This is a genomic window from Pseudomonas sp. MYb13 (assembly GCF_002980075.1).
Classification (GTDB): domain Bacteria; phylum Pseudomonadota; class Gammaproteobacteria; order Pseudomonadales; family Pseudomonadaceae; genus Aquipseudomonas; species Aquipseudomonas lurida.
Window position 1 is genome coordinate 17,875 of sequence record NZ_PCQI01000028.1, and the last position, 12,792, is coordinate 30,666.

Sequence of the window (12,792 nt, forward strand, 5' to 3'; positions counted from 1 at the left end):
ACTTCCGTGCCGCATGGCTTTGCGGGGCCCAGCATCTTTTGCGCATGTAGAGGTGACTTTAAGAGCGTCTGTTCGTCTTAAGGTTCAACTGCCGGCAATGTTCAGGCTTTCGATCATCGGTTGATCGGAGCCCTTTCTATATCCACCAGCGGCAGGGGATGACGAGTGCGCCTTGAGCAATTGCAGGATTGGCGCCTACTATTCCCTACGTGCTGGTTGTGAGCGCTCAGGGTTTTCTCGTTGTCGAAACCGGCACGGGGTGGCGTAGATGTTCCTTCGCCGGAAAAACATCGGTAAGGTAGGGGTCAGAAACCAAGACCCGCGAGGAGTAGTGATGAGCGAGGCGTTGTCCATCCACCATGACCAGGCTGGTCATCAGTTCGAGACCAATGTGGACGGTCATCGTGCCTATCTGACCTATATGGACCTCGGCAAACAGACCCTGGATATCTATCGGACCTTCGTGCCCAACGCACTGCGAGGCCGTGGTATTGCGGCGGCATTGACCGAGGAAGCCTTGAAGTTCGCCGAAGAGGCAGGCTACACGGTGATCCCGTCCTGCTCCTACGTCGAACGCTACATGGAGCGCCACCAGCGCCATGCCGCAAAGCTGTAGGGTCTAAACCAGCAGCATGAAAAACGCCGGGCTTAGCCCGGCGTTTTTGTGTGCGCAGTTTAAAGTCAGGTGCGCTTGCGCTTGGGCAATACGTCCTTGAGCTTGGCGTGCATGCTGCGCAGGGTGTTTTCGGTAGCGGACCAATCGATGCAGGCATCGGTGATCGACACGCCGTACTGCAAGTCGGCCAGGTCTTTTGGAATGGCCTGGCAACCCCAGTTCAGGTGGCTCTCGACCATCAGGCCGATGATCGACTGGTTGCCTTCCAGGATCTGGTTGGCGACGTTTTCCATAACCAGCGGCTGCAGGGCCGGGTCCTTGTTGGAGTTGGCGTGGCTGCAGTCGACCATGATGTTCGGCTTGATCTTGGCCTTGTTCAGCGCCTGCTCGCACAGGGCAACGCTGACCGAATCATAGTTGGGCTTGCCGTTGCCGCCACGCAGCACCACGTGACCGTAGGCGTTGCCCTTGGTGGTGACGATGGACACGCCACCTTCCTGGTTGATACCCAGGAAACGGTGTGGGCTGGATACCGATTGCAGCGCATTGATCGCTACGGTCAGGCCGCCATCGGTGCCGTTCTTGAAGCCCACGGCCGAGGACAGGCCGGACGCCATTTCACGGTGAGTCTGGGATTCGGTGGTACGTGCGCCGATGGCCGACCAGCTGATCAGGTCCTGCAGATACTGCGGGGAGATCGGGTCGAGGGCTTCGGTGGCGGTGGGCAGGCCCATCTCGGCCAGGTCGAGCAACAATTGACGACCGATGTGCAGGCCGTCCTGGATCTTGAACGAGTCGTCCAGGTACGGGTCGTTGATCAAGCCTTTCCAGCCGACGGTGGTACGCGGCTTCTCGAAATAGACGCGCATCACCAGGTACAAGGTGTCGGACACTTCCGCGGCCAGCACCTTGAGGCGCTCGGCGTACTCGTGGGCAGCCTTGAGGTCGTGGATCGAGCAAGGCCCGATGACGACGAACAGGCGGTGGTCGGTACCGTCGAGAATGTCACGGATGACTTCGCGGCCCTTGGTGACGGTCTGCAGGGCAGCGTCGCTCAAAGGGATTTCGCGCTTGAGCTGATCGGGCGTGATCAGGGTCTCGTTGGATTCGACGTTTAGGTCATTGATCGGTAAATCAGCCATCGTGTTACTCGTCAGGGTCACGGGTGCCGGCCGCCAGCCATCCCCGTGCGGCGGAGCACAGCATGATTTGAATGCAGGGGGGAGGAACCTTAGCGCGTAACACTGGCCCGCGACAATGGGCAAAGCCCGCTTTAATCCAGCGCTGGCGCCACAAATGCCTCATGGGAGAACTCAATGGCATGGCGCGATACCCACTCGCGGGCCAGGGCTTCGAGTTGCTGGGGTGTCGGTTCGGCGTCTTCGTGCTGGCGGCAGTAACGCTCTATCCGGCATGCTTGCTCACCCATTCGCGCACCGAACAGTGCATGCTCGTCGGTAAACGAGATGCCGATCCGGTAGCCGTTTTCCACTTTGCGGCACCACGCCACGTAGCCTGGATAACGCGCGCTGGCGCCCAGGGAGGGGATGTGCAGATCCACGGCCGTGCCCTCGCGCCAGGCACGCGGCCAATTGCAGGCGACACCGCCCAGGCCGGTAGTGTGCAGGCGTTGGCGGGGGATAGCGGGAGAGGGGCGTTGGATTAACTCGACAGCGACATCATCAGGGTGAGGTAAAAAACGACCCATGTACACGGACTCCGAGCACCGTCCAATTGACGGCGGTGGCAGCAGTATAGTGAAGGAACTGGAATTGACCGACCTGGATATTGACCAGCAATTGCTGGGATTGCCAGGTATTTCGCTCGTCGTGTTCACAAACCCCGGGTGTTCCAGTTGCCGTTGGGCGCGCCAGCAATTGCCAGGCTGGTCGTTACCGGTAGACCGGGTGTGCTGGGTGGACGCCGGGGATAACGGTGGTGCGGTCGAGCGTTACCAGATCTTTCATTTGCCGGCATTGTTCGTGGTGTGCGAGGGTCAATTCCTCGGGCAACTACAGACACGCCTTACGCGCCCTGACGTTGCTGACGCGATTAAACAAGCGCTTACCCGCACCCCAGAGGATCTGCCATGACCGCACGTTCACCCCGCATTGGCATCATCGGCACCGGCGCCATCGGTGGTTTCTACGGCTTGATGCTGGCGCGCGCCGGTTTCGACGTGCACTTCCTGTTGCGCAGTGAATACGCGGCCGTCAGCGAGCGCGGCCTGCACCTCAACAGTACCGTGCATGGTCCCTTGCACCTGCACCCCGTGCAGGCCTATGCCCGCGCTGCCGATATGCCGCCCTGCGACTGGCTGCTGGTGGGCACCAAGTCGACCGGCAACGTCGAACTGGCCCCGACCATTGCCCAGGTGGCGGCGCCGGAGGCCAAGGTGGTGTTGCTGCAAAACGGCCTCGATGTTGAAGACAGCCTGCGTGAACACTTGCCGCCGTCGCTGCACTTGCTGGGTGGCCTGTGCTACATCGGTGTGCACCGTTCTGCGCCCGGCGTTATCGAGCACCAGGCGTTGGGTCGGGTCAACCTGGGCTATCACAGCGGCACGGCAGCCAATGACGAAACCCTGCAAAAGGCGATTGTCGAAGCCGGCGCCGCGTTGTTTCACGAGGCCGGTATCGAGTCCCAGGCCATGGCCAACGTGCATCAGGCTCGTTGGCACAAACTGGTGTGGAACGTGCCCTACAACGGCCTCTCCGTGTTATTGGGCACCGGCACCACGGCCATGATGGCGGACGAGTCCAGCCGCGAGCTGATCCAGGCGCTGATGGCTGAAGTGGTGCAGGGCGCCCACGCCTGCGGTCATGAAATTCCTCACAGCTACGCCGAGCAAATGTTCACCATGACCGAAACCATGGACGACTATCTGCCGAGCATGTACCACGATCACGTGCATAAGCGCCCGCTGGAACTGGCGGCGATTTATGCCCGGCCACTCGCCGCCGCAAAAGCCGCGGGTTGCGAACTGCCGCGGATGCAGGCGCTCTATCAGGCCTTGAGTTTTATTGATCGGCGTAACCGCTGAGTAGGAGGGACACCATGGCAAAGGGCTTGGGCGACAAACTGGTGCTGGCGATTTCCTCGCGGGCACTCTTTGACTTGAGTGAAAGCCACAAGGTCTACCTGGCCGAAGGGGTCGAGACCTATCGCCAGTACCAGATCGAGCACGAGGAGGAGATCCTCGCGCCCGGCGACGCCTTTCCGCTGGTCGAGAAGCTGCTCAGCCTCAATGCCAGCCTCGGCCGTGCCCGGGTCGAAGTGGTGCTGGTGTCGCGCAACAGCGCGGACACCGGCCTGCGCGTGTTCAACTCGATCCAGCATTACGGCCTGGATATTTCCCGCGCCGCTTTTGTAGGAGGCCGTAGTCCTTATCCTTATTTGGCGGCGTTTGGTTGTCATCTGTTTTTATCGACCCACGCTGAGGATGTGCGCAGTGCCCTCGATGCCGGCTTTGCGGCGGCGACGATTCTGTCCGGCGGCCCGAACCGTGCCTCCAGCGAAGAACTGCGCATTGCCTTCGACGGCGACGCGGTGCTGTTTTCCGATGAGTCGGAGCGGGTGTACCAGGCCGGTGGCCTGGAAGCGTTCCAGGCCAATGAGCGCGAGTCGGCGCGTCAGCCTTTGCACGGCGGTCCTTTCAAAGGGTTTCTGGCGGCACTCAATTTGTTGCAGCGCGAGTTCGCCGATGAGGCCTGCCCGATCCGCACCGCCCTGGTCACTGCTCGATCGGCGCCGTCGCACGAGCGGGTGATTCGCACGTTGCGTGAGTGGGATATCCGCCTGGACGAATCATTGTTCCTGGGTGGCCTGGAAAAATCCGCGTTCCTGGAGGCTTTCGCCGCCGATGTATTTTTCGATGACCAGGCCGGTCATTGCGAGAAAGCCATGGAGTTTGTCACCACCGGGCATGTGCCCCATGGCATCAGTAATGAGGTGAAGGTCTAAGTCAAAACAAGTCGCCTGGGCGCTGCTAAGCTCATTTCATCTCCGCCATCCTGGCAGTCCAGGAGGTTCTATGATTCGTTCGATGCTGTACGCCACGGACCTCGGTCTGTACGCGCCTTATGTGATGCAGCATGCGCTGGCGCTGGCCCGGACGTTCAAGGCAGATTTGTATGTGATTCACGTGGTCGAGCCCATCGGGCTGTTCGCCGAATCCGTGTTACAGAGCTACCTTGATGAGCAGGCCCTGAGTGAATGGCAGAGCCAGGGGTTGACGACGGTGATGGCGACGATCGAGCAGCGGGTGCTGGACAGTTTTCGCGAAGAGTTGGGGGACGGAGAGCAAGACCTGAAATTGATTCGCTCGGTACGGGTGATCCAGGGGGACCCGTGCGAGGTGATTCTCGACCAGCTATGCAAACTTTCCGTAGACCTGTTGATCGTCGGCAGTCACAGCCATGCAACCGCGGCGGCTACCCCGCTGGGGCGCACGGCAGCACGGGTGCTGCAGTTGTCCACGGTGCCGGTTTACCTGGTGCCTGCGTTGCAACGTCGCCGCAGTGATGACGTGTGATAGGTAAGAACGATAAAAAGTTCTAGATTTATCCATCGAACCTTTAATATAGTTATATACCGTCGCTGATACCCGTGGCGTCTATCTGCTTTGAGGGACACATATGAAGCTTCAACAACTGCGCTACATCTGGGAAGTGGCGCACCACGACCTCAACGTTTCCGCTACCGCTCAAAGCCTCTACACCTCGCAACCTGGTATCAGCAAGCAGATCCGCCTGCTCGAAGATGAGTTGGGCGTCGAAGTGTTCGCGCGCAGCGGCAAGCACCTGACCCGTGTCACCCCGGCCGGTGAGCGCATCATCACCACCGCTGGCGAGATCCTGCGCAAAGTCGAAAGCATCAAGCAGATCGCCCAGGAATTCTCCAACGAGAAGAAGGGCACGCTGTCCATCGCCACCACCCACACCCAGGCACGTTATGCCTTGCCGCCGGTGATCCGCGATTTCATCAAGCAGTACCCGGACGTGGCGTTGCACATGCACCAGGGTTCGCCCATGCAGATCGCCGAGATGGCCGCTGACGGCACCGTCGATTTCGCCATCGCCACCGAAGCCCTGGAGCTGTTCGGTGACCTGGTGATGATGCCGTGCTACCGCTGGAACCGTTGCGTGGTCGTGCCTCAAGGTCACCCTTTGGCCAAGCTGTCGAAGCTGACCCTGGAAGCCCTGGCCGAATACCCGATCGTGACTTACGTGTTCGGTTTCACCGGCCGTTCCAAGCTCGACGAAGCCTTCAGCCATCGCGGCCTGACGCCAAAAGTGGTATTCACCGCGGCCGACGCCGACGTGATCAAGACTTATGTGCGCCTGGGCCTGGGCGTGGGTATCGTCGCCAAGATGGCGGTCGATACCGCGCTCGACAAAGACCTGGTGGTGCTCGATGCCAGCGAGTTGTTCGAGTCCAGCGTCACCAAGATCGGCTTCCGGCGTGGTACGTTCCTGCGTGGCTTCATGTGCGATTTCATCGAGAAATTTGCGCCGCACCTGACGCGCGAAGTCATGGCCAAGGCGATCCAGTGCCACAACAAGCAGGAGCTGGAAGAGCTGTTCGACGGCGTTGAATTACCCGTTCACTGACACCGTGGGCGCCGGCTTCCTGTAGTAAGGGAGCGCGGCCCTGGCGTTTTATCTGGCCTCGGTAACCGTAAAATGTTGCCGGGCGCCTGCCACCAGAATCTCCACCTCATCACCCTCGAACTTGCCCAGCAGGCTTTTGCCCAGCGGCGAGCGCGGGGTAATGACGGTCACCGGTTGCCCGACCACGTCCACCTTCAAGCCCGCCGCATCCGGCGCCAGGAACAGCCACTGCTGGCGGCCGTTCTCATCTTCCAGGCCCAGTAGCGCGCCGATCTCTATGCCCCGCTGATCATCGTAGGCCCGCAGTGCCATGGTCTGGCACAGCGCCAGTGCCTGCTTGATTTCCTCGACTCGCTTGGCTTGCCCTGCCGCCAGGTAGGACGCCTCCAGGCCCAGGGTGTCGTACTTGTTTTCGGCGATATTTTCTTCGTGGGTCGCGGTTTCGTAGGCGGTCTGCGCGGCCCGTTGGGCGATGTCGAGGTCGACGCTGAGCTTTTCCAGGACCCGGTGGTGGACGGCGTGTTTATTCATGGTCATCAATCGCAGAATTGCAGGACATTGGCCCGGGTCTTTTCGTTGGGAGCGTTCTGGTCCTGTTGCAGCCAGAACTGGCATTTGGGGTTGGACAGGTTGCGCGCATTGTTGCGGGCCTGGTCCAGGGTTTGTTGCTGCTCCTGCTTGTGCAGGTTCTGTTGATATTGCTCGAACATGCGATTAGGCGGTTCGGGCGCCACAACCGTGGGCTTGCCCAGTTGCTGCACCGCTTGGGCCACCGGCGCCAGGCTCTGTGGGAACAGGTAGCGCGAAGCCAGCCAGGCAGTCAGCACGATGGCGATAAACCCCAGCCACACGCCAAACGCGATAGCGGCACTGAGTTTGAACAGCGACAACGGACGGTCAGACATGATGGCCTCCTGGCAGGCATTTACGGCGTGGCGGCGATTGTCGCACAGCCACCGTGCAGAATAATCGCGATCAAGCCTTCTGCATCCGTGCATTTATGCGGACAATCGAGCCTTTGAGCATTGGAGCCCGGAATGAAAGCCCGCTGGGATATTTTTTGCAGCGTCGTCGACAACTACGGCGACATCGGCGTGACCTGGCGCCTGGCCCGGCAATTGGTGGTGGAGCATGCCTGTAACGTGCGCTTGTGGGTCGACGACCTGCGTGCCTTCGAACGTATGTGCCCCGAGGTCGATGTGCAGCTAGGCCTGCAGTGGCAGGAGGGTGTCGAAGTGCGCCATTGGCCGGCCGATTGGGTGGAGGCGCCCGCCGCGGACGTGGTGATCGCCGCGTTCGCCTGTCAGTTACCGCCCGACTACATGGAAGCCATGGCGGCCCGTGAACGCACGCCGTTGTGGATGAACCTGGATTACCTCAGTGCCGAAGATTGGGTGGTCGGTTGTCACACGCTGCCGTCGGTGAAGTTCAAGGGCGTGCAGAAGTACTTCTTCTTTCCCGGCTTCCGGCCCGGCACCGGTGGCCTGCTGCGCGAGGCGGGATTGCTGGAGCAGCGTCGGGCCTTTCAGCAGGATGCCAGTGCCCAGCAAGATTTCCTGCAAGCTTTGGGTGTCTTTCCTACTGCTGGTGCGCGGCTGATCTCACTGTTTGCCTACGAAAATGCCGGGCTGGCCCGTTGGCTGGAGGTGTTATCGACAGACGGGCGTGCCACTCATCTGTTGGTTCCAGAGGGGCGCATTCTTGGCGATGTGCAGCGCTGGCTGGGCGTCGATCAGCTGGCAGCGGGGGATATCCAGCAGCGTGGATCACTGACCGTGCAGGTCATTGCGTTCGTACGCCAGGAACAATATGACCGCCTGTTGTGGTGCTGCGACTTCAACGCCGTGCGCGGTGAAGACTCGTTCGTGCGCGCCCAGTGGGCCGGCCGCCCGCTGCTGTGGCACATTTACCGACAAGACGAAGACATTCACCTCGACAAGCTCGACGCCTTCCTCGAGCTGTACACCGCTGGCTTATCTTTGGCGGCACAGGCTGCTCTGATCGGACTCTGGCAGGCCTGGAACACGGAGGCCGATATGGCTCAACCGTGGAAAATGCTGTTGGAACACTGGCCAGAGGTGAACCAGCACGCCGAAACATGGTGTCTGGAACAGGGCTTGCAGGCCGATCTTGCGACGGCGCTGGTGAAGTTTTATGAAAGTTGGATATGATACGCCACCTTGAATTTTGTAAATCCCATCCAAATTTCGGATATATGCAATGAAAACTGGTAAAGAACTGAAACCCGGTACAGTGATCCGTCTCGAAAACGACCCTTGGCTGGTTCAGAAAGCTGAGTTCACCAAGTCTGGTCGTAACAGCGCAATCATGAAGACCAAGCTGAAGAACCTGCTGACCGGTTACAAGACCGAGATCGTCTACAGCGCCGATGACAAACTGGACGACGTGATCCTCGACCGCAAAGAAGCGACCCTGTCCTTCATCAGCGGCGACACCTACACGTTCATGGACACCACCGACTACACCATGTACGAGCTGAACGCTGAAGATATCGAAGCCGTTCTGCCGTTCATCGAAGAAGGCATGGAAGACGTCTGCGAAGCTATTTTCTTCGAAGAGCGCCTGGTTTCCGTAGAGCTGCCGACCACCATCGTGCGTAAAGTGGCCTACACCGAAGGTTCCGCTCGCGGCGACACTTCGGGCAAGGTGATGAAGCCTGCCAAACTGAGCAACGGTACCGAGCTGCAAGTTGCCGATTTCATCGAAATCGACGACCTGATCGAGATCGACACCCGCGAAGGTGGTTCGTACAAAGGTCGCGCCAAGAAGTAATTCTGGCCCTGCCGAGACGAAAAAAAGCCCGACTATGTGTCGGGCTTTTTTGTGGGCGCTACCTTTTACTTCAGGTGTTGCTTGAGTTCATCCGAGGCCTGGAGCAGGGCTGAACGTACGGCCGGCACCTGGCTGACCACGTTGAGCAAACCGTAGTCGTGGATCATGCCGTTATAGCGCACGGCGGTCACCGGCACACCGGCTGCATCCAGCTTGCGGGCATAGGCCTCGCCTTCATCACGCAATACGTCGGCGCCGGCAGTCTGGATCAGCGCGGGCGGCAAGCCTTTGAGCTGGTCAGTGGTTGCTCGTAGCGGCGAGGCGTAGATCTCGGCGCGCTGGTTGGCGTCGGTGGTGTAGTTGTCCCAGAACCACTTCATCATGTTCTGGGTGAGGAAGTGTCCTTCGGCGTACTGGTTGTAGGACCCTGTGTCGAAGTTGGCGTCGGTCACCGGCCACAACAGCAGCTGGAACTTGATCGTCGGTGTGCCCTTGTCCTTGGCCATCAGGCTGACCACTGCCGCCATGTTACCGCCGACGCTATTGCCCGCGACCGCCAGGCGCTTGCCATCGACGTTGATCTCTTTACCGTGCTCGGCCACCCATTTTGTAGCACCGTAGGCTTGGTTGATGGCCACCGGGTAATGCGCTTCTGGCGAAGGTGTGTAGTTGACGAACACCGCCACCGCACCCGAGCCAACGACCAGGTCCCGAACCAGGCGTTCATGGGTCGGGTAATCCCCGAGCACCCAGCCGCCACCGTGGAAGAACATGAACACGGGCAATGTGCCCTTGACCCCGGCCGGACGCACGATGGTCAGGTCCAGCGGCTTGCCATCGACCTGGATGGTCTTCTGGCTCACATCGGCCTTCGGCAAGGTCAGCTTCACACCGGCCTGGGCGCCGCTCAGTACAGCACGTGCGTCCTTGGGTGTCAGTTGCTCCATCGGTTTGCCGGTGCCTGCGTTCAACACATCCAGGAAGGCCTGGGTGTTGTGCTCGACCTCGCCGGTTGCAGCAAATGCATGGGTGATGGACAGGGCGAGCAGGGTGCCGGTCAGCGCTTTACCAATTGTGTTCATTTCTTTCTCCGGGGACGGCCGAGGTCATTTAGACGGTCACGTGCAGGCGTACATCGACATTGCCACGAGTGGCGTTGGAGTACGGGCAGACTTGGTGAGCGGCGTCGACCAGGCTTTGCGCGTCGTCCTGGGCCAGGCCCGGCAGGCTGATGTGCAGGTCGATATCCAGGCCGAAACCACCGGGGATCTGGCCAATACCGACGTGGGCGGTGATCGAGGCGTCGTCCGGGATTTTGCGTTTGGTCTGGCTGGCGACGAATTTCAGGGCGCCGATAAAGCACGCAGAGTAGCCGGCAGCGAACAGTTGTTCAGGGTTGGTGGCCTGGCCACCGGCACCGCCCAGTTCCTTGGGGGTAGCGAGTTTGACGTCGAGGATGTTATCGCTGGAAACAGCACGACCATCACGGCCGCCGGTGGAAGTGGCTACTGCGGTATAGAGCGTTTGCATGGTGTCGTCCTCTAGGGTTTTTAGCGCTAAATGTTTGCGCGCTAAGTAGTTGGTGAGATGAATGTATAGCGCTAATGTTTAGCGCGCAAGATAAATTTTCAAATTTTTTTGACGAGTCCCCTTTTTGATCCGCCGAACAACCAAATGTGGGAGCGGGCCTGCTCCCACATTTTAGCTATTCAGTGTTGGCTCGAGCATGTCAGACGCTGGCTTGCAGGTTGGCACGCAACGCGACCAGGTCGCTTTGCAGCTTGCGCAGTTGGTCCAATTCCAGGCCGCTGGCGCCGAGAATGCACTGCGGGATGCCCATGGCTTTGTCCTGCAAGGCGCGCCCGGCATCGGTCAGCTCCACGACCACGACTCGTTCATCTTCGCGGCTACGGGTCCGGCTGAGCAGGCCTTCGGCTTCCAAGCGCTTGAGCAAGGGGGTGAGGGAGCCAGGATCGGTCAACAGGCGGCTGCTGATTTCGCCGACGGTCAAGCCATCCTCTTCCCACAGCACCATCATGGCCAGGTATTGCGGGTAGGTCAGGCCGAGGGCTTGCAGCAGCGGCTTGTAGACCTTGGTCATCAGCAGCGAGGTGGAGTGCAGGGCGAAGCACAGCTGGTTGTCCAGCATCAGCGATTCGCAGGGATCAGGATTCTTGCTCATGGCGGTACCTCGAAAAAGCGTGTCTGGGCTGGAATCTAGCGGGCAAATCTTTAATGCGCCAGATAAATCTGTCCGAGCGGTCAGGCCAAGCCACTTTGCAAGGCCAGGTCCCAGGGCGGCACGGGGCTGAAACGGGTTTTCAGGTACTCCAGCAACAGCCGACTGCGCGCGTTGGGCTGTTGCTCCAGGCGCAGCGCATAGATCCCGGTGGTCTCTGGGCTGGGCAGGCCGTTTTCGCAAAACAGCGGCAACAGTTCGCCACGCACCAGGTACTCACTGGCAAGCCACGTGGGCAGATGGGCGATACCCAGCCCGGCCAGCGCACCGGACAACAAGGCTTCGGCGTTATTGGCGCTCATACGGATGCGTTGCGGGCGATAGGTCGCGCGGCGTCCATCCAGCTCGAAGCGCCACGCGAACATCGGCGCCAGGCCATCCCAGTCCAGCCCGTCGTGTTCGCTGAGCTCGCGCGGGTGGGTCGGCGTGCCACGGCTTTTCAGGTACGCCGGGCTGGCGCAGGCGATGCGTACGATGCTCGCCAAGGGCGTGGCGATCAGCCGGGTGTCGACGATATGCCCGGCGCGCAGCACCAGATCCACCTTGCCCAGGTGCGCCCCCTGCATGTCCACGAAGCTGTCGATCAAATGCAGGTGCACATCCAGGCCTGGGTACACGTTGAGAAAGTCTGCAATCACGGGCGCCAGATGCCGCCGCCCGAACGCTGCGGGCGCGTCTACTCGAATCAGGCCTTCCGGCGCATGGCTCAGGGACACCGCCTCGGCCCGCGCCAGCTGCAACTCGCTGACAATCCGTCGGGCCCGCTCGGCAAACGCCAAGCCTGCCGGGGTCGGCACCACCGCGTGGGTACTGCGCTGAAACAGGCGGCTGCCTACCGAGCTTTCCAGGCTGTCGATGCGTCGAGCCACCGCCGAGGGCGTCAGCGGATGACGGCGCGCAGCGGCGGAAAAACTGCCGGTTTCCAATACATCGAGAAACAGGCCCAGTTGATCGGTCAGGGTATTGGGGTTCATCGAAAAGGCGCTTATGCGAGATTGGCACAGCCATTGTGCGTTGCTGTGCGTTTCCACGCCATAGCCGACTGCGTAGCATGCAAGGCCTGGGATTGTGGAGTGACGTGCGGTGTTGGATTTAGCGATTTACCTGGTATTGGGCGCGGCCTTGGGCACGGTGGGCGGCCTGTTTGGCATTGGTGGCGGGCTGATTGCGATCCCGGTGCTGGGCGTATTGTTCGGCCTGGACCAGCAGTTGGCCCAAGGTACGGCGCTGGTCATGGTGGTGCCGAACGTGATGCTTGCGCTGTGGCGTTATCACCAACGCAACCGCATCGAACTGCGCCATGCGCTGCCATTGGGCATCATGGGGTTCACGTTTGCCTGGCTCGGTTCCATCTGGGCGGTGGGCCTGGACGCGGGGGCGATGCGCATCGGGTTTATTGCGTTCCTGCTGACGCTTTCGGCCTACAACCTGCTGCGCATGTTCACCCGCAACGCGCCGCCGACGGCGCAAATGCGCTATTCCTGGCCATGGCTTGGGCTGCTCGGTGCGGCGTCCGGCTCCATGGGGGGACT

Annotated in this window: 17 protein-coding genes; 9 read left to right on the plus strand and 8 right to left on the minus strand. The window is 60.4% G+C overall.

Going from position 1 to position 12,792, the window contains the following annotated elements:
* Window positions 1-334: 334 nt before the first annotated feature.
* Entirely contained in the window at window positions 335-616 is a 282-nt protein-coding gene (locus CQ002_RS27365; protein ID WP_003189869.1) for a GNAT family N-acetyltransferase, read from the plus strand.
* Between the two features lie 65 nt (window positions 617-681).
* Here the strand turns inward: CQ002_RS27365 and CQ002_RS27370 are convergent, their stop codons facing one another.
* Together CQ002_RS27370 and CQ002_RS27375 are read right to left on the minus strand one after the other, a co-directional pair.
* Window positions 682-1,758 (minus strand): 3-deoxy-7-phosphoheptulonate synthase, encoded by a 1,077-nt coding sequence (locus CQ002_RS27370; protein WP_010211874.1) that lies wholly within the window; start codon window positions 1,756-1,758, stop codon window positions 682-684.
* A 131-nt stretch (window positions 1,759-1,889) separates the two neighbouring features.
* Window positions 1,890-2,324: a pilus assembly protein PilZ gene (locus CQ002_RS27375; protein WP_098466103.1), complete on the minus strand. Its 435-nt coding sequence runs from the start codon at window positions 2,322-2,324 to the stop codon at window positions 1,890-1,892.
* On the opposite strand from CQ002_RS27375, the gene CQ002_RS27380 reads away from it, so the two are divergent.
* The 5 genes from CQ002_RS27380 to cysB all read left to right on the plus strand — a co-directional run bounded on the left by CQ002_RS27380 (window position 2,323) and on the right by cysB (window position 6,228).
* Entirely contained in the window at window positions 2,323-2,709 is a 387-nt protein-coding gene (locus CQ002_RS27380) for a co-chaperone YbbN (protein ID WP_105161871.1), read from the plus strand. The two genes, CQ002_RS27375 and CQ002_RS27380, sit on opposite strands and share 2 nt — an antisense overlap.
* Window positions 2,706-3,659: a putative 2-dehydropantoate 2-reductase gene (locus CQ002_RS27385; protein WP_034102770.1), complete on the plus strand. Its 954-nt coding sequence runs from the start codon at window positions 2,706-2,708 to the stop codon at window positions 3,657-3,659. The genes CQ002_RS27380 and CQ002_RS27385 overlap by 4 nt, the downstream gene beginning before the upstream one ends.
* 14 nt (window positions 3,660-3,673) lie before the next feature.
* Window positions 3,674-4,579, plus strand: a complete 906-nt coding sequence (locus tag CQ002_RS27390; RefSeq protein ID WP_034102772.1) for a 5'-nucleotidase — start codon at window positions 3,674-3,676, stop codon at window positions 4,577-4,579.
* A 70-nt stretch (window positions 4,580-4,649) separates the two neighbouring features.
* Window positions 4,650-5,150, plus strand: a complete 501-nt coding sequence (locus CQ002_RS27395; protein WP_034102775.1) for a universal stress protein — start codon at window positions 4,650-4,652, stop codon at window positions 5,148-5,150.
* Between the two features lie 103 nt (window positions 5,151-5,253).
* The gene (cysB, locus tag CQ002_RS27400; protein WP_098466105.1) at window positions 5,254-6,228 is read left to right on the plus strand and encodes an HTH-type transcriptional regulator CysB; all 975 of its coding nucleotides are present in this window, start codon (window positions 5,254-5,256) and stop codon (window positions 6,226-6,228) included.
* A 48-nt stretch (window positions 6,229-6,276) separates the two neighbouring features.
* Here cysB and CQ002_RS27405 read toward each other — a convergent pair whose 3' ends face one another.
* Both CQ002_RS27405 and CQ002_RS27410 read right to left on the minus strand, forming a co-directional pair.
* On the minus strand, window positions 6,277-6,759 hold the full coding sequence (locus CQ002_RS27405) for a GreA/GreB family elongation factor (RefSeq protein WP_105163110.1): 483 nt from the start codon (window positions 6,757-6,759) through the stop codon (window positions 6,277-6,279).
* A 5-nt stretch (window positions 6,760-6,764) separates the two neighbouring features.
* Window positions 6,765-7,133: a hypothetical protein gene (locus CQ002_RS27410; protein WP_098466106.1), complete on the minus strand. Its 369-nt coding sequence runs from the start codon at window positions 7,131-7,133 to the stop codon at window positions 6,765-6,767.
* A gap of 132 nt (window positions 7,134-7,265) precedes the next feature.
* Here CQ002_RS27410 and earP point away from each other — a divergent pair, with 132 nt between their 5' ends.
* Together earP and CQ002_RS27420 are read left to right on the plus strand one after the other, a co-directional pair.
* Window positions 7,266-8,399: an elongation factor P maturation arginine rhamnosyltransferase EarP gene (gene earP, locus CQ002_RS27415; RefSeq protein WP_105161872.1), complete on the plus strand. Its 1,134-nt coding sequence runs from the start codon at window positions 7,266-7,268 to the stop codon at window positions 8,397-8,399.
* Between the two features lie 49 nt (window positions 8,400-8,448).
* A complete protein-coding gene (locus CQ002_RS27420) occupies window positions 8,449-9,021 on the plus strand; it encodes an elongation factor P (protein WP_003172723.1) in 573 nt (190 codons plus the stop codon).
* Between the two features lie 65 nt (window positions 9,022-9,086).
* On the opposite strand, the gene CQ002_RS27425 is transcribed toward CQ002_RS27420, so the two are convergent.
* From CQ002_RS27425 to CQ002_RS27440, 4 genes are all read right to left on the minus strand, one after another.
* Window positions 9,087-10,103, minus strand: a complete 1,017-nt coding sequence (locus tag CQ002_RS27425; RefSeq protein ID WP_105161873.1) for an alpha/beta hydrolase — start codon at window positions 10,101-10,103, stop codon at window positions 9,087-9,089.
* 28 nt (window positions 10,104-10,131) lie between these two features.
* Window positions 10,132-10,551 carry an organic hydroperoxide resistance protein gene (locus CQ002_RS27430; RefSeq protein WP_025859164.1) on the minus strand — a complete coding sequence of 140 codons (420 nt, stop codon included), beginning with the start codon at window positions 10,549-10,551 and terminating at the stop codon, window positions 10,132-10,134.
* A gap of 199 nt (window positions 10,552-10,750) precedes the next feature.
* Window positions 10,751-11,203, minus strand: a complete 453-nt coding sequence (locus CQ002_RS27435) for a MarR family winged helix-turn-helix transcriptional regulator (RefSeq protein ID WP_034102784.1) — start codon at window positions 11,201-11,203, stop codon at window positions 10,751-10,753.
* A gap of 80 nt (window positions 11,204-11,283) precedes the next feature.
* Window positions 11,284-12,234: a LysR family transcriptional regulator gene (locus tag CQ002_RS27440; RefSeq protein WP_034102786.1), complete on the minus strand. Its 951-nt coding sequence runs from the start codon at window positions 12,232-12,234 to the stop codon at window positions 11,284-11,286.
* 109 nt (window positions 12,235-12,343) lie between these two features.
* Here CQ002_RS27440 and CQ002_RS27445 point away from each other — a divergent pair.
* A partial coding sequence (locus CQ002_RS27445; RefSeq protein ID WP_146119696.1) for a sulfite exporter TauE/SafE family protein occupies window positions 12,344-12,792 on the plus strand: 449 nt, incomplete at its 3' end.